The sequence below is a fragment of the Intestinicryptomonas porci genome, from assembly GCF_033971905.1.
Taxonomy (GTDB): domain Bacteria; phylum Verrucomicrobiota; class Verrucomicrobiia; order Opitutales; family Intestinicryptomonadaceae; genus Intestinicryptomonas; species Intestinicryptomonas porci.
Map to the genome: position 1 here is coordinate 106766 of NZ_JALBUT010000007.1, position 19956 is coordinate 126721.

At 47.5% G+C, this 19956-nt stretch carries 18 protein-coding genes; 5 read left to right on the plus strand and 13 right to left on the minus strand.

What is annotated here, in order from left to right; translation table 11 throughout:
• Positions 1-19 precede the first annotated feature (19 nt).
• The 5 genes from MOX91_RS06965 to MOX91_RS06985 form a co-directional block, all read right to left on the minus strand.
• A complete protein-coding gene (locus tag MOX91_RS06965) occupies positions 20-1162 on the minus strand; it encodes a dihydrolipoyllysine-residue succinyltransferase component of 2-oxoglutarate dehydrogenase complex (RefSeq protein WP_370397364.1) in 1143 nt (380 codons plus the stop codon).
• Between the two features lie 119 nt (positions 1163-1281).
• Positions 1282-1695 carry a hypothetical protein gene (locus tag MOX91_RS06970; protein ID WP_370397365.1) on the minus strand — a complete coding sequence of 138 codons (414 nt, stop codon included), beginning with the start codon at positions 1693-1695 and terminating at the stop codon, positions 1282-1284.
• A 99-nt stretch (positions 1696-1794) separates the two neighbouring features.
• Positions 1795-2274, minus strand: a complete 480-nt coding sequence (locus MOX91_RS06975; protein WP_370397366.1) for a dihydrofolate reductase — start codon at positions 2272-2274, stop codon at positions 1795-1797.
• A 1-nt stretch (position 2275) separates the two neighbouring features.
• Positions 2276-3073 carry a thymidylate synthase gene (locus MOX91_RS06980; RefSeq protein ID WP_370397367.1) on the minus strand — a complete coding sequence of 266 codons (798 nt, stop codon included), beginning with the start codon at positions 3071-3073 and terminating at the stop codon, positions 2276-2278.
• Positions 3074-3088: 15 nt separating this feature from the next.
• A complete protein-coding gene (locus MOX91_RS06985; protein ID WP_370397368.1) occupies positions 3089-4540 on the minus strand; it encodes a DEAD/DEAH box helicase in 1452 nt (483 codons plus the stop codon).
• Positions 4541-4659: 119 nt separating this feature from the next.
• On the opposite strand from MOX91_RS06985, the gene MOX91_RS06990 reads away from it, so the two are divergent.
• On the plus strand, positions 4660-6336 hold the full coding sequence (locus MOX91_RS06990) for a hypothetical protein (protein ID WP_370397369.1): 1677 nt from the start codon (positions 4660-4662) through the stop codon (positions 6334-6336).
• Between the two features lie 52 nt (positions 6337-6388).
• Here the strand turns inward: MOX91_RS06990 and MOX91_RS06995 are convergent, their stop codons facing one another.
• The 8 genes from MOX91_RS06995 to MOX91_RS07030 all read right to left on the minus strand — a co-directional run bounded on the left by MOX91_RS06995 (position 6389) and on the right by MOX91_RS07030 (position 13821).
• Positions 6389-7357, minus strand: a complete 969-nt coding sequence (locus MOX91_RS06995) for a thiamine-phosphate kinase (protein ID WP_370397370.1) — start codon at positions 7355-7357, stop codon at positions 6389-6391.
• Positions 7350-8162 carry a CPBP family intramembrane glutamic endopeptidase gene (locus MOX91_RS07000; RefSeq protein WP_370397371.1) on the minus strand — a complete coding sequence of 271 codons (813 nt, stop codon included), beginning with the start codon at positions 8160-8162 and terminating at the stop codon, positions 7350-7352. Before MOX91_RS07000 ends, MOX91_RS06995 begins: the two co-directional genes overlap by 8 nt.
• 7 nt (positions 8163-8169) lie before the next feature.
• Positions 8170-9447 (minus strand): dihydroorotase, encoded by a 1278-nt coding sequence (locus MOX91_RS07005; RefSeq protein ID WP_370397372.1) that lies wholly within the window; start codon positions 9445-9447, stop codon positions 8170-8172.
• A gap of 13 nt (positions 9448-9460) precedes the next feature.
• The gene (locus MOX91_RS07010; protein WP_370397373.1) at positions 9461-10423 is read right to left on the minus strand and encodes an aspartate carbamoyltransferase catalytic subunit; all 963 of its coding nucleotides are present in this window, start codon (positions 10421-10423) and stop codon (positions 9461-9463) included.
• 104 nt (positions 10424-10527) lie between these two features.
• Positions 10528-11799: an O-acetylhomoserine aminocarboxypropyltransferase/cysteine synthase family protein gene (locus MOX91_RS07015; RefSeq protein WP_370397374.1), complete on the minus strand. Its 1272-nt coding sequence runs from the start codon at positions 11797-11799 to the stop codon at positions 10528-10530.
• Between the two features lie 13 nt (positions 11800-11812).
• Positions 11813-12784: an RluA family pseudouridine synthase gene (locus MOX91_RS07020; RefSeq protein ID WP_370397375.1), complete on the minus strand. Its 972-nt coding sequence runs from the start codon at positions 12782-12784 to the stop codon at positions 11813-11815.
• Complete coding sequence (locus MOX91_RS07025) at positions 12781-13356, minus strand: peptide deformylase (protein WP_370397376.1); 576 nt, start codon at positions 13354-13356, stop codon at positions 12781-12783. The genes MOX91_RS07020 and MOX91_RS07025 overlap by 4 nt, the downstream gene beginning before the upstream one ends.
• Positions 13357-13377: 21 nt before the next feature.
• Positions 13378-13821, minus strand: coding sequence for a hypothetical protein (locus MOX91_RS07030; protein ID WP_370397377.1), 444 nt, complete (start codon positions 13819-13821; stop codon positions 13378-13380).
• A 224-nt stretch (positions 13822-14045) separates the two neighbouring features.
• On the opposite strand from MOX91_RS07030, the gene MOX91_RS07035 reads away from it, so the two are divergent.
• Genes MOX91_RS07035 through MOX91_RS07050 form a run of 4 tightly spaced genes read left to right on the plus strand, consistent with a single transcriptional unit; the run spans position 14046 to position 19940 of the window.
• Positions 14046-14828 carry a ParA family protein gene (locus MOX91_RS07035; protein WP_370397378.1) on the plus strand — a complete coding sequence of 261 codons (783 nt, stop codon included), beginning with the start codon at positions 14046-14048 and terminating at the stop codon, positions 14826-14828.
• The gene (gene rnc / locus MOX91_RS07040) at positions 14825-15595 is read left to right on the plus strand and encodes a ribonuclease III (RefSeq protein ID WP_370397379.1); all 771 of its coding nucleotides are present in this window, start codon (positions 14825-14827) and stop codon (positions 15593-15595) included. Before MOX91_RS07035 ends, rnc begins: the two co-directional genes overlap by 4 nt.
• Positions 15592-18963 carry a transcription-repair coupling factor gene (gene mfd, locus MOX91_RS07045; RefSeq protein ID WP_370397380.1) on the plus strand — a complete coding sequence of 1124 codons (3372 nt, stop codon included), beginning with the start codon at positions 15592-15594 and terminating at the stop codon, positions 18961-18963. The genes rnc and mfd overlap by 4 nt, the downstream gene beginning before the upstream one ends.
• Entirely contained in the window at positions 18960-19940 is a 981-nt protein-coding gene (locus tag MOX91_RS07050) for a peptidylprolyl isomerase (RefSeq protein ID WP_370397381.1), read from the plus strand. The genes mfd and MOX91_RS07050 overlap by 4 nt, the downstream gene beginning before the upstream one ends.
• Positions 19941-19956 lie beyond the last annotated feature (16 nt).

Sequence of the window (19956 nt, forward strand, 5' to 3'; positions counted from 1 at the left end):
AAAGCCGATTTTTTTAAGCCTATTTTCTCGTGCGCGACGGCTGTATTTGCCGCGGGGCAAAAGAAGCCGATCCTGTCGGAGAGCTTACCTTTATTGAAGGCTGCGCCGACGGCTTTATATGCGCGGGAGGCGAACTTTTTACGGCATTCGGACGCTTGACATTTTGAGCAGGCACACCGCCCGTCTTCACCGCGGGAATTTTTGGATACGGTCTTTGCGCCGCGTCAGGCTTTGCGTTTTTTTTACCAAAATTCAAGTTTGTCAATGCCCCGCTTTGCGGCGCACGGTTTTTCACGCCCTTTGCACCGCTTCCGAATTTCGGCTTGCCCGAAACGGGCTTGTAGAAAACCTGCGGATGTACGGGTTTCGGACGGAAATTGGGATTGTGCGGCGGGCGTATAGGCAGCGGACGCGGAGGCAGAGGGCGCGGTCTGAAATGGTGCGGACGCTTGTGGTGCGAAAATATAATTACAGGGCGCGCAAAGGCATTCCAATAAATTATGTCCGAATACCACAAAGACGGAAACGTCGTAGTAAAAGAAACGCTTGTGGAAGTGGTTGTTGTAGTTGTTTTGGAAGACTCGGAAGATGTTTTGGAAGCCGCAGACACGGCTTTTTCAAAGCTCAAATTTTTCGGGGGAAAAGACGTAGGCAAAAACATTTGCGGATTTTTCTTAAATGTCGCGAAAAATTTTTCAATTGAAACAGTGTAAGGCTTGCCCGAAACGATGGCAACCAGCGTGTCGTCTTTGTTTATCGAATTGTAAAGCCCGTTAAATTCGGAAGTGTCCCCAATGGCGTAAATTCCCATCAAAGCATAAACGCGGGCCTCATTTGACGGGGCGTTGTAAAAAATTTCCCTTAAAGTGTTCAGAGCCTCGCTTTTGTCTGTTTTGTAAATCAACGAAGAGAGGGCAAACGACTGCTCGGAAACGGTTGTGGCAGAATCCATATCCATGGCGACAACCGCGGAAGCTCTCGACAACGCCCAAGCCGCCTCGCCCGCACTCATCGGAGATTCGCTAACTTCGTAAGTTCCGATTGCAATTCCGTCGGGCTGAGATTCAGTAACGGTCGTGGTTGTGTTTTGAACAACAACAGCGGCGGTTGCGGTTGACAAAACCAAAACCCCGCACAAGAGCAATGTTATTTTCTTTTTCATACTTCCTCCTTTTTAAACCATATAAACAGAAAAAACAATCTAATATTTCAAACGCTCCAAAGGCATAAAAGTTTCAAAAAAAAAAGAGGCGGGCAAAAACCCGCCTCCAAAATAAAATATCAGCAACCGCAGAATGTCGGATAGCAAGTCAGGGTTTCTCCCGCGCAAACCGCGAGATTTTCGCCGTCTGCCCAAAACTCGTCGTTAATCAAAATTTTGAATTCGACCGATCCCTTGGCGACTTTGTTTTCCCAAATCCATTCGTCGGAATCGACGCACTGCAACAAAACGCCCTTTTGCCAATTAAGCCCCGCGCCTTCTCCGCGAATATAAAGGCTGTTGCCCCAGCCCGCATCTTTTTTCACGATGATGCGGGTAAGACCGCCGCAAGCTTTTGCCGCAACTTTTGCCGCCGCCGCAACTTTCTTTACTTTTGCGCTTTCAGCCTTTTTTTCAGCGGCTTTTTTGGCGACTGTTTTCTTTGCAGGCGCGGTTGTTTTCGTTTCTTTTTTATTTGCCTTTTTCTCAGCCATTTCGACTCCTTTTATTGGGATAAATATTTTATTTTCAAAAATAAAGATGCAGTTTTTAAAAAATATGTCAAAGTTTTTTTATATATAAACTAAAACGTTTTATCTTCTCACATATCTTATAACATCGAACTTTTCCGATTTCAATAAAGTCTCTTTTTCAACAAAATTTGCAGAAATGTCGGGGAAAAAAACATCGCCTTGCGGCTTCATCTTGACCCTGCTCAAAATAACCTCAGAACAATGAGGAATCGCCGAGGCGTAAAGTGCCGCGCCTCCGCAAATCCAAACAGGACGCTCTTCATTTTCATACGCAGATGCAAATTCCTCCAGAGAATTGAAAAATTTTGCGTTTTCAGAACGCGGGCATGAAGATGAAACCACAACATTTTCGCGGTTCGGCAGAGGCTTAAAGCCAAAACTTTCCCAAGTTCTCCTGCCAAACACGACAATCCCGCCCATGGTCGTCTTTTTGAAATGTTTGAAGTCTTCGGAAATATGCCACGGGATTTCCAAGCCGCAACCGATTACCCCGTTTTCGGCGACTGCCGCAATTGCTTTCCAATTTTTAAAAACTTCCATGTTAAACGGCAATCGGTGCTTTTATCGTCGGATGCGGGTCGTAGCCTTCCAAAACAAAATCTTCAAAGACAAAATCTTCGATGTTTTTGCGTTCCGGATTTAGCTTCATCAAAGGCAGACTCCTCGGCTCCCTTGAAAGCTGCAGCTTTACCTGCTCCAAATGGTTCTTGTATATGTGCAAATCCCCGAATGTATGCACAAATTCTTTCGGCTTCAAACCGCACACCTGCGCAACCATCATTGTGAGCATCGCGTAGGAAGCGATGTTGAAGGGAACGCCCAAAAACAAGTCTGCGCTGCGCTGATAAAGCTGGCAGGAAAGCCCTCCGTCGGGCGAAACATAAAACTGGAAAAGAGCATGGCAAGGCGGGAGAGCCATTTTTTTGATTTCGCCGGGATTCCACGCGGAAACGATATGCCGCCTGCCGAACGGGTCTTTCTTTATGCCGTCTATCAAGTTTTTTATCTGGTTTATGCTCCCGCCGTCGGGAGTGCGCCAATCCGTCCACTGCGCGCCGTAAATTCTGCCCAAATCGCCATTTTTGTCAGCCCACTCGTCCCAGATTGTAACGCGGTTGTCGTTTAGGTATTTTATGTTGGTGTCGCCTTTCAAAAACCACAAAAGCTCGTAGATTATGGAGCGAAGATGAAGCTTTTTCGTCGTCAAAAGAGGAAATGACTCGCGCAAGTCAAAACGCGCCTGCGCACCGAAAACACCGATTGTGCCGACGCCCGTACGGTCTTTGCGCTCGTCGCCGTTTTCCAAAACCAATTTTAGCAAATCAAGATACTGTTTCATAAAAATCCCGCGAATTTAACGGTTGCGCTTTTTCTTGTGCTTCGGGACGGCGACCATCAAGTCGGGCTCGTTTCGATAGTTGAAGCCTTCAAGCTTTCGTCGCTCAATCGGTCTTCCTATAAACCGCTCGATGCGCTCCAAGAAGAAAGTTTCTTCGGCGGAAAAGAGCGTGATTGCCTTGCCCTCTTTCTTTGCCCTGCCCGTCCTTCCGATTCTATGCACATAGTCTTCGGCGTGCTCGGGCACATTGTAGTTTATGACATATCCGACGTTTGAAATGTCCAATCCCCTCGAAGCGATGTCGGTTGCAACCAATATGCCGACCTTGCCGTCCTTAAAAGAATTCAGAGCCTTGTCGCGCTCGCGCTGGGTTTTGTCGGAATGCAAAACAGCAAGCTTGAAGCCGTGCGCCGAAAGCCATTCCCCTATTCTGTCCGCATCCATCCGCGTGCGGGTAAACACGATTACAACTTCGTCTTTTATGCTATTTATGACAGACAAAATCATATCGTACTTCTGGATTGAATCGACAGGATAAATGAAATGTTCTACCGTTTCGGCGGGCGAATGGATAATGCCGATTTCAATCCTCTCAGGGTCTTTCAACGCCCAGTTTGAAAGCCTCAAAACTTCAGGCGGCATCGTGGCTGAAAAGAAAAGCGTCTGCCTGTTTTTGGGGCAGGAGCGTATTATCCGCGTCACGTCGTCGATAAAGCCCATGTCAAACATTCTGTCAACTTCGTCCAAAACCAAATATTGAATTGCGGACAAATCTACGACTTTCTGCTGCATCAAATCCAAAAGCCTGCCAGGAGTCGCCACAAGAATGTCAGTCCCCCTCTTTATTTGATTTATTTGGTTTTGCATAGAAACCCCGCCTTGAACCAGCACGACTTTCACGTCCGAATACGCGGAAAAAGCCTCGACCGCGTCGGCAATCTGGGCGGCAAGCTCCCTCGTGGGGCTTAAAATCAAAGCCCCTATCTTGTCTGAAACGGAAATTTTTTCTATAATCGGCAGAGCGAAAGCCGCAGTTTTGCCGGTGCCCGTTTGCGCCGTTCCGATAATGTCCCGACCCGAAAGCGCGATTGGAATGGCGCGCGTCTGGATTTCTGTCGGCTCCGAAAACCCCATTTTTCGGATTGCGGCAAGAGTTCTGTCGCCAAGCCCCAAATCGGCGAATTTTTTTACGTCGTCTCTTAGCGACTGCAAGTTTTCAATTTGCGGAACATCCTTTGGAATGCGGACAATTTTGCCAAAATCCGAAGTTTCCCTGATTTTGCGCGCGTCGCCCTGCCTGCGTCCGCCGCGCCTGTTTTCAAAATAATCTGAAGATTTTGTTTTTTTCGGCTGCTTCAAGCCGCGAGTTCCCGCGGAAGAACGGGCTTTGCGCCCGCCCTTTGGCTTATTTTTTTGGCGGAATTTCAAGAGCCCGCCCAATGTCAATATTTTGCCTATAAAATTCATCTGAACTTCATCATTAAAATAAAACCGATTTACGCAAGCAAAATTAAAGGGGCGCAAAAATCCAAAATTAAAACAAATAAAATTGACAGAAGAAAAAAAACTGTTTTTCATAAACTTTAATGTTTAGATCAATTCTTATTCCCACCGCAGTTCTCCTTTCACTCACCACGCTTTTTGCCCAGCAGGAAATGCCTGCCGAATTGGCGTTGAAACTGAATGACAAGGCAGAGAAACTATTCCCCAATAATGCAAAAGCCCAAGACAAATGGCTTAACGAGCAAAATGAAAACTACATGCTCCTGCCAATGCTGACGGCTCCCGCAGGCAACGAGGAAATTTTCAACAAACACATCAAACCCCTCGCCGAGAAAAAATTTGAACTCGACTTTACCTCGAAAGCCAAGTTTATACAGGACATGACAGAGGGTCTAATGGCGATAGACGCCTACAAAAACGTTTTTGGCGAAAACACCGCGCTTTTCAACAAGATGAAATCGGATGTTTTGAAATCAAACCCCGAAGACTTCAAAAAAGCGGCTAAACAATTTGAAGAGCAGTCTCAAATGATGATTGAAATTGATTCTCTTCCAAGAAATTCGCTGGTTGACGATACCCTCTTTTACGGTTTGAAAGCCGCCGCAAACAAGAAATTCCCGAACGACTTTGCAAAGCAGAAAACCTACCTTGAAAATATCCTGAACGTGTTTATTCAATACGAAGTTTTGGCGGTAAACACAGAAAGCAATGCGGAAGCTTCCGCCAAGGAAGAATCTGAAACGCCGCAACAAGTGCAGGCAAACCACCAGGAAATCCTGATGAACGCCCAAGTATTCATAAGGGGCGAGAACGGAGATGGCATAGGCATTATTTCGGAAATTAAAGGAAAGCCTGTTGTGATATTCCCAAAATCGTTTTATGATGCAAACGGCATGCTGATTGTAAACAGCGTTGACGAACCTGTTTCGTACTCCGATGTTTTGGTTGCGAAAAACGCTCCATATGCAATTGCAGTGGTAAAATCCATGCCAAACGGAATGAAGCCTATTCCAATGGCGTCAACCGAAGAATTGAAAAAATCAATAGAAAAGACAGCTTTTCTTTTCTTGGTCCAAGACAATTCAATTAATTTAAGGTCAAACTCAGTTGTTTCATTAAAAAATAACTCTTTGAATTTGAGCCGAAAATTGTTAAGCGGAACAAAACAAGGCACAGGGCTTTTCTTGTTCGATGAAAAAGGAAACGCCCAAATACTTGGTATCTGCATAACAGAAGAAAAAGATTTGGCTTTCCCCGACTTCTCAAACAAAACACAAACGAAACACTTTAGCAGAGGAATGCAGAATAAAACCGAAAAGGTTTACGTTTCAAGAGTGGACGATAATTCGGGCTGGCAAAAAATAGACCAGGCAAAATTTGCGGAAGAAGTCGCACTTTTAAAGAAGATTTCCGACAACAACAATTCTTTCCTTTCATTCTTTCTTGTAAACAACTTAAAAGACCTTGCAAATCTTGAAGTCTTCAACAATATTACAAATAAATATTCAAAAATATTTAAAGAAGAAATACAAAACGAGCCTTCTTTGGAAAAGAACATAAAGAACATGATATCCGAAACAATCAATATCATGGGAAGAGATATTCGCAAAGTGAATATTTCAGAAATAAGCCCCGTTTTGAAATCGGAATTTGAATTTCAATTAAAGTTCCGCAATGCAATGATTGATTCTTTAAAATCAGTCTTAAAGAAAAATCAATTTAAACGCTTCGACTTTGAAGACATTAGAAAAACAAGATAAATAAAAACAATTTAAAAGCGCATTGAAAAACAATGCGCTTTTTTTTAACGCCTTAAAAATGGCTGAATCCCTCATCTTTGAACTCGGTTTTTACGCCCCAAGCGTCAATCAAATACAGCTTGGATTTTTCTCCGACTGACGAAACTATTCTACCGATTTCCGTAATTTCAGTCGAAGTTGCCGCCTTGAATTTGCTGATGAAAGCGTCCACCTCAAAATCAGACATATCGGACATGGTAAAAAGAAGCTCGTAGTCTTCCCCATCGCACAAAGATTTTTTTAGAGAATTGCCGACGAAATCGAATACGGGAATTTTATCCGCAAAAATCTCCGCGCTCTCGCCATCAGCCAATATGTCGAAAATGTCGCTTGCAAGACCGTCGCTTAAATCGGTGCAAGCCGAGACATTTGCGCACTTTGCCAAAAACAAGCCTTCCTTTAAGCGCGGCTCAAAAGTCAAATGACGCCCGCTTTCAAAACTCGCCCCGAGCGCGCCCGTCACAAAAATCCTGTCGCCACACTTTGCGCCACTGCGCAAAAGAGGCTTTTGAACAGCCCCCAAAAGAGTAAGGTGCATTGAAAAAAATCCGCCGTCCCCCCTTGCCACGTCTCCGCCCACAAACTTTACTCCGATTTTTTGAGCCGCGAATTTCAGCCCGCGCGCAAATTCTTCAATCCATTCTATCGAAATTTTTGGCGATATTATTGAAGAAGTCATCGCATAAACGGGAACGCCCCCCATTGAGGCGATGTCGCTTGCATTTCTATTAAGAAGTTTTCTGCCGGCGTCAAAAGCGGAAGTTTCGGGCGAGAAATGCCGCCCCAAAATCACTGCATCACTCGTTGACAAAATGTTTTCCAAAGGAAAATTGCCTTTTGGCAAAACCGCGCAGTCATCGCCCGCGCCTTCGGGAGAAGGCGGCATGCAGGGCTTCAACGCGCCGCAAAAACGCCTTATGAGCTCCTTTTCAGAAAGCGAGCCCACCGATTTTGAAAATTCACGAGCAAAACATTCAGACATTTATAAAATTTTCGTCAACCAACATTAAAAGCGACATCAAAGAATTAAAAAGAGAATGGACAACCATGGAGGCGCGTAAATCCCCGTAGCGTTCATAAACCGCAATCAATAGCAGGCTTAAAACGAATATAGGCATAAATGCGGGCAGGCTGAAATGTACGGCAGCAAACAAAACGCTGACAATGACCGCCGAAAAAACCGCCCCAAGCCTATTTTTTAATCCCCCGTACATAACTCCCCTGAAAACCAATTCCTCGGAAACAGGCGCAAGAAACATCACGGAAAACAGCGCAAAAAACTTCATGCCGCCATCCACATCCCTGAAATACTCCACAACCTCCTGAGGCTCGATTTCGACGCCCCAAACAGTCAAGGCGACATTCCAAAACAGAGAAACAAGCGCAATTAAGGAAAAAAGGCCGAAAAAATATCCCGCGCTTCCAAGCGCGATTTTAAGAAAGCCCGCAGATTTTTCCCAAAAAAGCCTTGGCTTTGAATCGCTCTTTTTTAAGAACAAAAAAACCGCCCCCACTACAATGAAGTGCAATACCCCCATGCTTATGAAAACCTGCTCCGACTCGTTTTCGGTAAGGACTTCCGCCACTCTGTTTCCAATCGACGAACCGAACAAAACCGACATGGAAATCAAAAACGATATTAGAAAGAAGTCGGCAAGCGTAATGGCAAAGCCGACTTCCCTTTCGGGCTTTTTCAATTTTTTGCAAAGTTTTGAAAGAATTTCAAAACCGAATACAACCCAGGCAAGAAAAAACAGAACGGGAACAAGCAGAAAAACCAAGTCCATAAGGCTCTTAAACTTCCACGCCGTTTTCAGCGGTATAGACCCTGCGCCCGTTTACGAAAGTCTGCATGACCTTTGCGCAAAGCTTCTTGCCAAGCCACGGAGAATTTGACGAGCGCGAGAACGTTTTTTCGTAAACATATTCCGCGTCCAAGTCAATCAGCGCAAAGTCGGCGGGAGCGCCACACGACAATGTTCCTGCGTCCAAATTCAAAAGCTTTGCGGGATTGCACGTCATGAGGGCTACAAGCTTTTCAAGAGGCATTAGACCGCTTTTTACCAAAGCTTCATAGCACACACTGAAAGACGTTTCAAAGCCTATGATTCCAAAAGCCGCGTAATCGAACTCCTTATCCTTGTCGTTTACAGAGTGCGGGGCATGGTCTGTCGCTATGACGTCTATTGTGCCGTCGCAAAGACCTTTTATGATGGAGAGCCTGTCGCTTTCGTCCCTAAGCGGCGGATTCATCTTGGCGTTGGTGTTAAAGCCGTCGCAGGCGGCGGCGGTCAAGGCGATGTGGTGCGGAGTGGCTTCGGCTGAAACCTTTATTCCGCGAGCCTTTGCCCTGCGGACAATATCGATGGAATATCCGCTTGAAAGGTGCTGCAAATGAACCCTTGCCCCCGTGTAGTGCGAAAGAATAACGTCTCTTGACACAATCAAATCCTCACCCGCAGACGGCCAGCCCGCAAGACCGAGCTTGTAAGACCATTCGCCCTCGTGAACCTGCCCTTTCGCGGTCAGCGTAGCCTCTTGGCAGTGGTCCATGACCAAAAGCCCGAACATGTCGGCATACTGCAAGGCGTTAAGCATAAGCTCGTTGTTTTGAACGCAACCGCCGTCGTCGGTAATCGCAACAACGCCTGCATTTTTCAAAGAGCCTATCGGTGCAAGCTTTTGCCCCGCCCTGCCCTCTGTGATACAGCCCGTCTGGTAAACTTTTACGACCGCATTCTGCTTTATAAGCTCGTCAACCAGCTTTACTGTTGCGGTGTTGTCAACCGCGGGAACGGTATTGGGCATTGCGACAACGCTCGTAATTCCGCCCGCCGCCGCCGCGCTTGTCCCCGTCCTTATGGTTTCTTTTGAGGTTTGCCCAGGCTCGCGCAAATGCGCGTGAATATCCACAATCCCGGGGATTAAAAGCATTCCGTTTGCGTCGATTGCTTCCGCGCCGTCGGGAGATTGCGAAACGAACTTTCCGTTTGAAACATGCACGTCCGCAATTTTATCGACATTGTTTGCGGGATCCACCACTCTGGCGTTTTTTATTGTAAAATTTTTCATGAAAAGCCGCTTTCTATTTGATTTTTGACGCCGCGCACAGGCAAAGATGAATTGCCGCCATTCTGACTGCAACGCCGTTTGTAACCTGGCTTAAAATAACCGAACGCGGGGAATCCGCAAGGTAGGTGTCAACTTCAACTCCCCTGTTTATAGGCCCCGGGTGCATTATTATTGCGTCTTTTTTAAGGAAGCCCTCGCGCAGCCTGTTAAGACCAAAAACATTGGCATACTCGGATATCGAAGGGAAGTAGTTTGCGCTCTGGCGTTCGTGCTGTATTCTCAAAAGCATGACAGCGTCCGCATCTTTCACCGCATCTTTCAAATCGTGGCAGACTTTAACGCCCATCTTTTCAAATTCGCGCGGAACCAAAGTTGAAGGCCCCGACAAAACGACATCCACTCCCTGCTTTTTGAGGCAGTATATGTTTGAGCGCGCGACCCTGCTGAAAAGAATGTCCCCCAAAATCGTAACTTTCTTGCCCCTCAAATCGTCGCCGAATTTTTCGCGCAGGGTAAAAGAATCGAGGAGAGCCTGCGTCGGGTGGGCATGCGCCCCGTCGCCCGCGTTTATGACGGGAATGCGCAGACGCTCCGCAAGATACTTTGCGGCTCCCGCGGCGGAGTGGCGTATGATAATCATGTCGGCGGTGATTGCCTCGAGATTTTTTGCGGTGTCTTTCAACGTCTCGCCCTTTGTTATGGAAGAGGCGGACGAATTTACCGACAATACATCAGCCCCAAGCCGATAAGCCGACATTTCAAAGGCGTTGCGCGTGCGCGTGCTCGGCTCCAAAAACAAATTCACTATGGTTTTTCCGCGCTGGCAGGGAAGCTTGCCGAGCTTGTTTACAATGCTTTCCTTAAAAACTTTGGCAAGAGCCATAATCTCTTCGATTTCCCAAAGCTCTAAATCTTTAATGTTTGTGAGATCCTTGCGGAACCACTTGAAAGAATTTAAAAATTTTACGGATGCCATATACTGCTATTTTAAAGAATATTGAACCTGCGCAAATATTTTGTCAAAAAAAATCCGAACGGGCGCAAAAAAACTGCGGACGGAAAGCCCGCAGTTTTGCAAATTTATTTTTCAAGAGCCTGTTTGAAATCAACAATAATGTCGTCTATATGCTCGATGCCGACGCTAACCCTGATTAGCTCGGGAAGAATGCCCGTTTCTCTCTGTGCTTCTTCCGAAAGCTGGCGGTGCGTTGTGCTTGCGGGATGCAAAACGCTCGTGCGCGAATCCGCAACGTGTATGACTTGCGCCGCAAGCTTCAAGGAATTCATGAACTTTTCCGCCTCATGCGCCCCGCCCTTCGGACCGAAAGTCAAAACGCCGCTGCAAGCCTTTAAGTATTTGTCGGCATAAGGCTTTTCGGGAGAGGATTTAAGCCCAGGATACTCGACCCACGAAACTTTCGGGTGGTTTTCCAAAAACTCGGCAAGCTTCAAGGCGTTGGAGCTGTGACGCTCCATGCGAAGCGGAAGCGTCTCCAAATTCATGTTTATCAAGAACGCGTTTTGCGGCGACAAAATCGCGCCCGTATCGCGCATTATGTGCGTGCGCGCCTTGACCAAAAACGCGAATTTGCCAAACTTCTTGGCGTAAACCATGCCGTGATAGCTTTCATCAGGCGTGCAAAAATCGGGGAATTTAGGGTTGTCGTAATTGAAGTCTCCCTTGTCAACGATAATTCCGCCCATTGCAGAGGCATGCCCGTCGGCATACTTTGAAAGGCTGTGGATTACCAAATTCGCCCCGAAGTCAAAAGGTCTGCATAATGCGGGTGTCGGGAAAGTATTGTCAACGGCAAACGGAATGTTAAATTCCCTTGCGACATTCGCAAACTTTTCAAAATCCAAAACTTTGACGCTCGGGTTTGACAAAGTTTCGCCAAAAATAAATTTTGTGTTCGGGCGAACTTTTGAACGTATTTCATCTGCGCTTGCCTTGGGGTCAACAAAAGTAACTTCGACGCCGAGCTTTTTTACGGTGTGCGCAAACAAGTTGTAAGTTCCTCCGTAAATTGTCGATGCGCTCAAGATGTGGTCGCCCGCATTGCACAAATTAAAAATAAGAGCCGTCGAAGCCGCCTGTCCGCTCGAAAACGCAATCGCACCTATTCCGCCTTCAAGAGCCGCAAACTTGCGCTCAAGCGCGTCGATTGTCGGATTTCCAAGCCGTGTGTAAAAGTAGCCGCTTTCGTCAAGGTCGAACAGCTTTGCAAGCTCTTCGCATGAAGTGTATCTGAAAGTCGTGCTTTGGCAAATCGGCAATACGCGCGGCTCGCCGTTTTTCGGTTCGTAGCCCGCCTGTACGGCAAGCGTTTCGATATGAGTCTTGTTTTCCATGTTATTAGATTTTTTAAAGGTTGGCGGTTTCCCTCAAAACTTTTATGAGGTTTAGGAAGTCGCTCGGCGGCTTTGCTGAAACATCAATCTGCTTTTCGGGATTTACAGGATGCGCCATTTTAAGCGAATAGGCGTGAAGCATAACCCTCTGCGGCGGCTCGATTTTCTTCATTTTGTTCTTTTGGAAATTGTAAGTGTAATCTCCGAGTATGGGAAATCCGATTGAAGAGAGATGGACGCGGATTGGATGCGTCCTGCCCGTAAAAATTCGGCATTTCAAAAGAGCCGCGTCGCTTCCGAAGCTTTCGAGCATTTCCCAGTCGGTATGCGCGTCCCTGCCCGATAAATCGTCGCAAACGCACATCTTGGTGCGGAAGTCGGGATGCCTTGCAATCGCCTTTTGTATAGACCCCGTGCGAACCGACGGAACACCGCATACAAGCGCGACATAGGTTTTTTCCATATCGCGCTCCGAAAACATTTTGACAAGGCTGTAATAAGCCCTGTCGGTCTTGGCCATAATCATGACGCCCGAAGTTTCCTTGTCGAGCCTGTGGACAATACCGGGGCGCATCGCGCCTCCCGCCATGCTGAGTTTTGACTTGCAGTGGTGCATCATCGCATGGCACAAAGTGTCCTCTCCCGTTCCGCTTCCGGGGTGGACTGTCATTCCCGCGGGCTTGTTCACCACAACAACATCTTCGTCCTCGTACAAAATTTCAACGGGTATTTCAACGGGTTTTACCTCTGCGGGCGGAATTTCGGGAAGGACAATTTCAACAACGTCCCCCGCCTCCAATATCCGCTTTTTGGGAATTGCCTCGCCCGATATTTTCACATTGCCACCCTTAAAGCTTTCTTCGAGCCTCGAACGCGAAAATTCCCCCGCAAAAAATGCGGAAACAGCCTTGTCTGCCCTGACAGGTTCCGCGCCCTCGGGGTGAACGTAAAGGCGCACTTGCGGCTCGGTTTCGGGCGCGCTCATTTCTGCCCCTTCAAGAAGTCGCGCGAAGAACGCTTTATTTTTTTGAGCTTGGACGATATTTTCAAAAGCTGTTTGGAAGAGAGTCTGTCAACAAAAGTGACGCCGTCCAAATGGTCGTTTTCGTGCTGGATACAGCGCGCAAAAAGCCCGTCGCAAACGATTTCATGCCGCAATCCGCGCAAGTCGTTGTAAGTCAGCCTCACCTTGTAAAAACGCTCTACTTCAGCATAAATCCCGGGGAAGGAAAGGCAACCCTCCTCCGCGGTTTCAACATACATGCCCGCGTTTTCAACTTCAGGATTTACGGCAACAAGCGGCATTGCAAGCTCAAGAGGAACATATCGCCCGTCGAGAGTGAAATTGCATTCGCTATCCGTATCGACTCTGCGGCGCATGTCGATTACAAACATTCTTTTAGATATGCCGACCTGCGGAGCGGCAAGCCCTATGCCGTTTGCCTCGCACATCGTCTCAAACATATCGTTTGCGAGCGTTTCAAGCTCATCGTTAAATATGTCGATGTCTTCCGCCTTCTGCTTCAAGACAGGCTCTCCGTACTGTGTGACGCGCATCTGCATAAGAATTTCCTGAATTTACTCTGTTGGAATTTTGTTGTTTGTTGGAACGACCAAAACGGGTTCCTTGCTCTTTATCCAAATTTTCTGCTCCTTGAAAATCTTTGCAGAACCGAACTCGCAGGCTTCGGCGACGGTGCGCACGGGATAACGTCTGCCCTTTATCGAACGGTTGAAGTCGTACGCGCCAAGATGGAGCTTTTCAAGCGCGGTTGCGGGATTGTCGTCTTCGGGAATTTGCACAACCCACCCCGTGAAGTCGGTATCACCCTTGAACTTGCCGTAAGGGTCGCTCAAAAGGAACACAAACTGCTTTTTTACAGGAGGCTCTTTTTCGCCTTTGGACTCCTCCGCAAGCTTTGTCTCCATATTGATGTCCTCTATGATTTTGGCGATGTCAAGCGTGTCTATTTTAGCGCGCTGAAGCACCATTTTTACCAATTCCAAATCTACCTTTGCCATACTGACTTTCTAAAAATTCCTTTCGGGCGGAAAATCGTAAAACTTCCGCGTTTTTTATGTTTTAACCGTAAAAATTTGCCCGATTTCGCCAAAAAGTCAAGTTATATAAAAAATCGAAACAACCCGGTCGGCGAAAAGCTCTTTTTTTTTAATAAAAGATTTTACAAACGCGGAAATACAATCTTTACTTGAAAGATTAAGACAAACTTAAAATAAAGCAGACTATGCCCGCAAAAATATTTTCAATAGCAAACCAAAAAGGCGGCGTTGGCAAGACCACGACAGCAGTAAACTTGTCCGCCGCACTCGCGCGCAGAAAAATCAGGACTCTTCTTGTTGACATGGACCAGCAGGCAAGCGCGACAAGCGCGCTCGGCATAGAAAAAAAACAGGGGGCGAGTCTTTACAAAGTCATGTGCGGAGAAGGCTCCGCAAACGATAAAGTTCTGCCAACCGGGCGCGACAGGCTTTCGATAATCCCGTCAGAAGTCGATATTTCCGCAATAGAAGTCGAGCTTTCGGGCAGCGAAAACTATCTTTTAAGGCTCAAGGAATGCCTTGAACCGCTCAAAAATTCAGAAGAGTACGACGCCATAATAATCGACGCCCCGCCGTCGCTCGGGCTTCTTTCAATGAACTCCCTCGCCGCCTCCGACTATCTTTTGATTGCGCTTCAATGCGAATATTTGGCAATGGAAGGATTGGGGCAGATTTTGGGGGTTGTCGAACAGCTCCAAAACGCGGGTGTTTCAGATTCCCTTCAGCTTGGCGGCGTGGTAATGACCATGTACGACTCGCGCACAAACCTTTCAAAGCAGGTTGTAAACGAAGTGCGCGCCCACCTTGGCGACTATGTGTTTAAAACAATGATTCCGCGCACGGTAAGGCTCGCGGAAGCCCCGAGCTTCGGCAGAACCATTTTCGAGCACGCCCGCTTTAACGAAGGCTCTTTTGCATACGACAAGCTTGCAAAGGAGATAATAAACCGCTTCGCCCTAAAAAAATGATTACGCTCAGAGGCTACATAAAAGGGCTGATGAAACGCCGCGCAGTCCGCAAGGGGCTGAAAAAACGCAAAAAGATTTTATCGCAAAAAGCAATCGAGCAGTTTTCGTCTCTTGAAAAAAACATAGGCTACATCTTTAACGACAAATCGCTTTTAAAGCTCGCCCTGACACACCCCAGCTCGGTAAATTCGGCGCATTCGCGCATACTCTCAAACCAGAGGCTCGAATTTTTGGGAGATGCTGTTTTGCAGACAATCATAAGCGACTTGGTTTACCACAACTTGGACGACAAGCAGGAAGGCGATTTAACCCGCGCAAGAATTGCAATGACGCACGGCAAGTTCTTGGCTAAGCTTGCAGAGGGCCTGTCAATCCCCGAAAATTTGATTTTGCCCAAAAAGCTCGCGCACCTGCGCGAAGTATCATCGGCAAAAGAGGACGCCTTTGAGTCGGTGGTGGGCGCAATTTATTTGGATGCGGGCTTTGAGCAAACCAAGCGCATTGTGCTCTCATGGTACGAAGCGGAAACTTTGGATGTCGGTGAAATGGTCACTACGCAAAACCCGAAAGGCAAACTCCAAGAGCTTGCCGCAAAGAAGTCTATGACGGTGAAATATCGCCTCGCCTCCCAGACGGGCCCCGACCACAACAAAAAGTTTGAAATGGAAGTTTTGATTGACGACGCCGTTTACGGCTCGGCAACAGCCTCGTCCAAAAAAGAGGCGGAAACAAAAGCGGCGCAAATCGCGCTCGAAAAATTTGCATGACAAGCGTAAAACCGCATAAGAACGCAAAGGCTGTTTTCTATCCCAATTTGGCGCAATCCGCATTCGCGGCGGCAATTTCCAATATTTGCGCGCGCACCGCAGGCGTAAAAATAATCTTGTGCGAGACATCCGGAGAGTGCGAAAGGCTTTTCGCAAAAATGTCGGCTTTTTTAAAAATGGAAAACTGCGCCGACGACCTTAGGATTTTGCCCAAACTCCCCCCACGCGAAGACCCCGACAGCTTTGATGCCTACTGCGAGAGAGTCGGCACGCTCAACGCCGCCGCAGCGGGTCTGAATACCGCAATCATCACAACCCCCGACGCTATTTTGTCGGAAACTCCCGCCCAAGCCGAACGCCTCGAGCTAAAAAAAGGCTCCGTGATAGAAATGGAAAACCTGCGCAAACGCCTCGTCGATTTCGGCTACTATAACGAAGTCCTCTGCGAAGGCCCCGGGCAGTTCGCTCTGAGGGGCGGCATAGTTGACATCTATCCGATAGCTGCGCGCACGCCGTTTAGAATTGATTTTTTCGGGGACGAAATAGACTCAATCCGCCCATACGATCCCGATACGCAGTTAAGCGACGGCGGCGAAGTCGGGGAAATTGAAATAGACTCCTACACGACAAGCCTCGGCACAAAACTTGCGGTCGATTTTCTGAACAAAAGCCCCGTTTCGTGGATTTTCATTGAGCCGTCGAGGCTTGCCCTCGAATATCCCGAAAAGTTCAATGTTTTCGAAAATATAGAAAATCCGTCCGCAAACTTTCAAACGGTATTCGATTCAAGGGCAAATGACACCTTAATAGGGATTTCATCTCTCGAGGAGCGCGCGGAATTTTTAAAAGGCGCAAAAAGCGTAAAAACCGCCACGGAAGACATATCGCAATATCGCCCCCTGCCCCTTTCGGAAGGTGTCGGCGAAGACAGGATGAAGTCCGAAAACGAGCTTCGCAAAAATTTCATAAAACAGCTTTTGAAGTGGTCCGAAAACGGGTATGCGCTCTTTATGGAAGCAGAGGGAGACGGCGAGCAAAGGCGCATAAAAGAAATGTTTTTAGAATGCGGAAAATTCCCGAAAAATTGCGTTTTCATAAAACCGTTCTTCGGCGAGGGATTTGTCGCGGACTTTAAAAATTCCGAAAAATTTTTAGGTTGGGAAGGAATGCCCGAAGGCGCGAGGGGCGCAGTGTGCGCGGGTTCTCTTGAAATGTTCGGAAGGCGCATAAAAACAAACATTTCGCCGCGCCGCAAAATGCTGTCGCGCCGCGCCGAAGTTGACGCCCTCTTGGATTTTTCTGAACTTTGCGAAGGCGATTATATAGTTCACGCCGCGCACGGCATCTGCCGCTACCAGGGCATCGTGCAAATCGAGACAAACGGAGCAAAGCAGGAAGTCCTGAAACTTGAATTTGAAGACAACGCGCATCTATATCTCCCTCTTCACAAGTCGCATTTAATAAGCAGATACATAGGTCTTGACAAGCGCACGCCCAAGCTTTCCAAGCTCGATTCCCGCGCATGGATAAAAGTCAGAACCGCCGCCGAAACCGCCGCGCTCGACTACGCCGCGGAGCTTCTCGACTTGCAGTCGAAGCGCGAAATATCAAAAGGCTACGCATTCCCCGAAGACGGAGACTGGCAGGACGCCTTTGAAGACTCTTTCCCCTTTACAGAAACGCCCGACCAACTGCGCACAATAAAAGAAGTAAAGGCCGACATGCAGTCGGACTCCCCGATGGACAGGCTCGTCTGCGCCGACGTCGGCTTCGGGAAAACCGAAATTGCGATACGCGCCGCTTTCAAATGCGCCCTTGCGGGGAAGCAGGCGGCTCTGCTCTGCCCCACCACGATTTTATGCCAGCAACACTTCAAAACCTTTAAGGAAAGAATGGCGGCTTTCCCGATTGTGGTCGAAATGCTTTCAAGATTTCGCAAACCCAAAGACACAGAGCGCATAAAAGCCCAGCTTGCGGCGGGCAAAATCGACATAATAGTGGGAACCCACGCCCTCCTTGCAAGCGACGTAAAATTCAAGGACTTGGGGCTTTTGATAATTGACGAAGAACACCGCTTCGGCGTAAAGCACAAAGAGAAGATAAAGCAAATCCGCGAGGGCGTGGACGTGCTTACAATGAGCGCAACCCCCATTCCCAGAACCCTCTACTTTGCAATGATGGGCGCAAAAACCATAAGCTTGATGGAGACCCCGCCAAAAAACCGCTTCCCCGTCGAAACATTCGTAAAAGAATACGACGAAGATTTAATAAAAAGCGTCATAGAAAGGGAAATCGCGCGCGAGGGTCAAATTTTCTACCTGCATAACCGCGTAAAAACAATCGAAGAAACCGCCGAAAAACTGCGCAAGATGTTCCCGAAACTCAAAATCGGCGTAGGCCACGGGCAAATGAAAGAGCGCGAGCTCGAAAAGCTGATGTCAGACTTCATGGACGGAAAATTCGACATTTTGGTATGCACAACCATCATTGAATCGGGCTTGGACATTCCAAACTGCAACACGATAATAATCGAGGGCGCGGACAAATTCGGGCTTGCCCAGCTCTACCAGCTAAGGGGAAGAGTAGGCAGGTTTACGAGAAAAGCCTACGCCTATCTGCTTTTGCACCGCCACGCAAAACTTGTCGAAAAAGCACACAAGCGGCTAAGCGCAATCCGCCAATACAACAAGCCCGGAGCGGGTTTTAGAATTGCAACGCGCGACTTGCAGCTAAGGGGTTGCGGCAATATCTTGGGCGCAAAGCAAAGCGGACACATCGCGGGCGTCGGGTTTGACATGTATTGTTCGCTCTTAAAGCAAAGCATTGCGCGGCTAAAAGGCGAAAAGAGCGCGTCGGGCATCAGAGCGACAGTCGCTCTCGACTTCATTTCACTTGGAGAGGGAGGCAAAAAAAGCGCGGGCGTCGAAAAAGCTTCAAACATGTTTGAGGAGCTGAAAGCAATCCAAATAATGAAAGACAAAGCTGAAATTCTGCCCGCATACATTCCCGAAGACTACATTCCGCAGGCGCAGCTGAGAGTTGACGCCTACCGCCGCCTCGAACTTTGCGCAAGCGAAGAGGAAATACGGCGCATCGAAAAGGAAATATTCGACCGCTACGGGAAAATCCCCAAAAGTGTCCAAATACTTTTCGACCTCGCAAAAATCCGTATATATGCCGAAATAAACGGCATTTCAAGGGTCGAGACAGAGGGCGCAAAGCTAAAACTGCGCATCGCAAACCCCGCAATGATAGAGTTTGTCAGAATAAACGGAAACTTTCCGCGCTTGACGAAATCAAATTCAACCGCAAGACTTGCCGAGATAATAAATTTTTTAAAAAACGTATTACCATCAATCAAAAAATGAAGAGACTTTTCCTTGCAATAACGCTGTCGATTTCCGTATTTGCCCGCGCCCAAAGCGGTGAAGAGGCGAAATTCAACATGCAGAAATTCATACTGGGCAACGACCAAATAGTGGCCGTCGTCGAAGACACCACCATAACGCGAGACGACATCCTAAAACGCCTCGCCCCCTTCGCCCAGAAAATCCAACAGACAGCAAGAAGCGAAAGGGAGTTTAACGCGGAAATAGAGCGTCTTTCGCAGGAAATATTGCAGGATTTAATAGATAGAGCCATAATCGTCAAAGATTTTCGCAAACAGGGTATGAAAATCCCCGAATCAAAACTCGACGGCATTATGGAAGACGACTTAAAGCGCAAGTTTAACGGCGACCGCTCCGAGCTTATAAAATACCTGAAATCGCAAAACAAGACATTGAAACAGTACCGCACCGAAGTCGAAGAAAACGTGATTGTAAGCGTTATGGAAAACCGCCAAAAACTAACGTTTTCAGAAATCAGCCCCGCGAGAATTATAGAATTTTACAACGAAAACAAAGACAAGTGGTACACGCCCGAATCGGTTAACATATCCCAAATAACAATATCGGAAGACACTGCGGAAGCCGCGACGGAAAAAGCGAAAAAAATTCTCGATGAAATAAAGGGCGGGCTTGATTTTTCAGACGCCGCAAAAAAATACTCGAAAGACGAAAAGGCGTCCGCGGGCGGCGAATGGGGCTGGTACAAAAAAGGCCAGCTAAACCCGATTTTGGACAAAGCCGTATTCTCGCTTGAAAAAGGCGCGACAAGCGAAGTAATAAACATCGCAAACTACGCCTACATCCTAAAAGTAAACGACAAAAAAGCCGAAGGCATAACGCCCATCGACGAAGTTCGCGAACAAATAGAATACGCAATATCTTCGGAAAATGCGCGCATAGAATACCGCAAATGGCTGAAACGCCTGCGCGACAAGGCATACATAAAATACTATTAAAATTCGGCGCGCCAAA

Bases quoted from the DNA above. Each gene is read 5' to 3' on its own strand.
- MOX91_RS07050 (WP_370397381.1), top strand. From the start codon at position 18,960: ATGAAGAGACTTTTCCTTGCAATAACGCTGTCGATTTCCGTATTTGCC.
- MOX91_RS07005 (WP_370397372.1), bottom strand. From the start codon at position 9,447: ATGAAAAATTTTACAATAAAAAACGCCAGAGTGGTGGATCCCGCAAAC.
- MOX91_RS06980 (WP_370397367.1), bottom strand. From the start codon at position 3,073: ATGAAACAGTATCTTGATTTGCTAAAATTGGTTTTGGAAAACGGCGAC.
- MOX91_RS07000 (WP_370397371.1), bottom strand. From the start codon at position 8,162: ATGGACTTGGTTTTTCTGCTTGTTCCCGTTCTGTTTTTTCTTGCCTGG.
- mfd (WP_370397380.1), top strand. From the start codon at position 15,592: ATGACAAGCGTAAAACCGCATAAGAACGCAAAGGCTGTTTTCTATCCC.
- rnc (WP_370397379.1), top strand. From the start codon at position 14,825: ATGATTACGCTCAGAGGCTACATAAAAGGGCTGATGAAACGCCGCGCA.
- MOX91_RS07015 (WP_370397374.1), bottom strand. From the start codon at position 11,799: ATGGAAAACAAGACTCATATCGAAACGCTTGCCGTACAGGCGGGCTAC.
- MOX91_RS06965 (WP_370397364.1), bottom strand. From the start codon at position 1,162: ATGAAAAAGAAAATAACATTGCTCTTGTGCGGGGTTTTGGTTTTGTCA.
- MOX91_RS07010 (WP_370397373.1), bottom strand. From the start codon at position 10,423: ATGGCATCCGTAAAATTTTTAAATTCTTTCAAGTGGTTCCGCAAGGAT.
- MOX91_RS07025 (WP_370397376.1), bottom strand. From the start codon at position 13,356: ATGCGCGTCACACAGTACGGAGAGCCTGTCTTGAAGCAGAAGGCGGAA.
- MOX91_RS06970 (WP_370397365.1), bottom strand. From the start codon at position 1,695: ATGGCTGAGAAAAAGGCAAATAAAAAAGAAACGAAAACAACCGCGCCT.
- MOX91_RS06990 (WP_370397369.1), top strand. From the start codon at position 4,660: ATGTTTAGATCAATTCTTATTCCCACCGCAGTTCTCCTTTCACTCACC.
- MOX91_RS07020 (WP_370397375.1), bottom strand. From the start codon at position 12,784: ATGAGCGCGCCCGAAACCGAGCCGCAAGTGCGCCTTTACGTTCACCCC.
- MOX91_RS06985 (WP_370397368.1), bottom strand. From the start codon at position 4,540: ATGAATTTTATAGGCAAAATATTGACATTGGGCGGGCTCTTGAAATTC.
- MOX91_RS06975 (WP_370397366.1), bottom strand. From the start codon at position 2,274: ATGGAAGTTTTTAAAAATTGGAAAGCAATTGCGGCAGTCGCCGAAAAC.
- MOX91_RS07035 (WP_370397378.1), top strand. From the start codon at position 14,046: ATGCCCGCAAAAATATTTTCAATAGCAAACCAAAAAGGCGGCGTTGGC.
- MOX91_RS07030 (WP_370397377.1), bottom strand. From the start codon at position 13,821: ATGGCAAAGGTAGATTTGGAATTGGTAAAAATGGTGCTTCAGCGCGCT.
- MOX91_RS06995 (WP_370397370.1), bottom strand. From the start codon at position 7,357: ATGTCTGAATGTTTTGCTCGTGAATTTTCAAAATCGGTGGGCTCGCTT.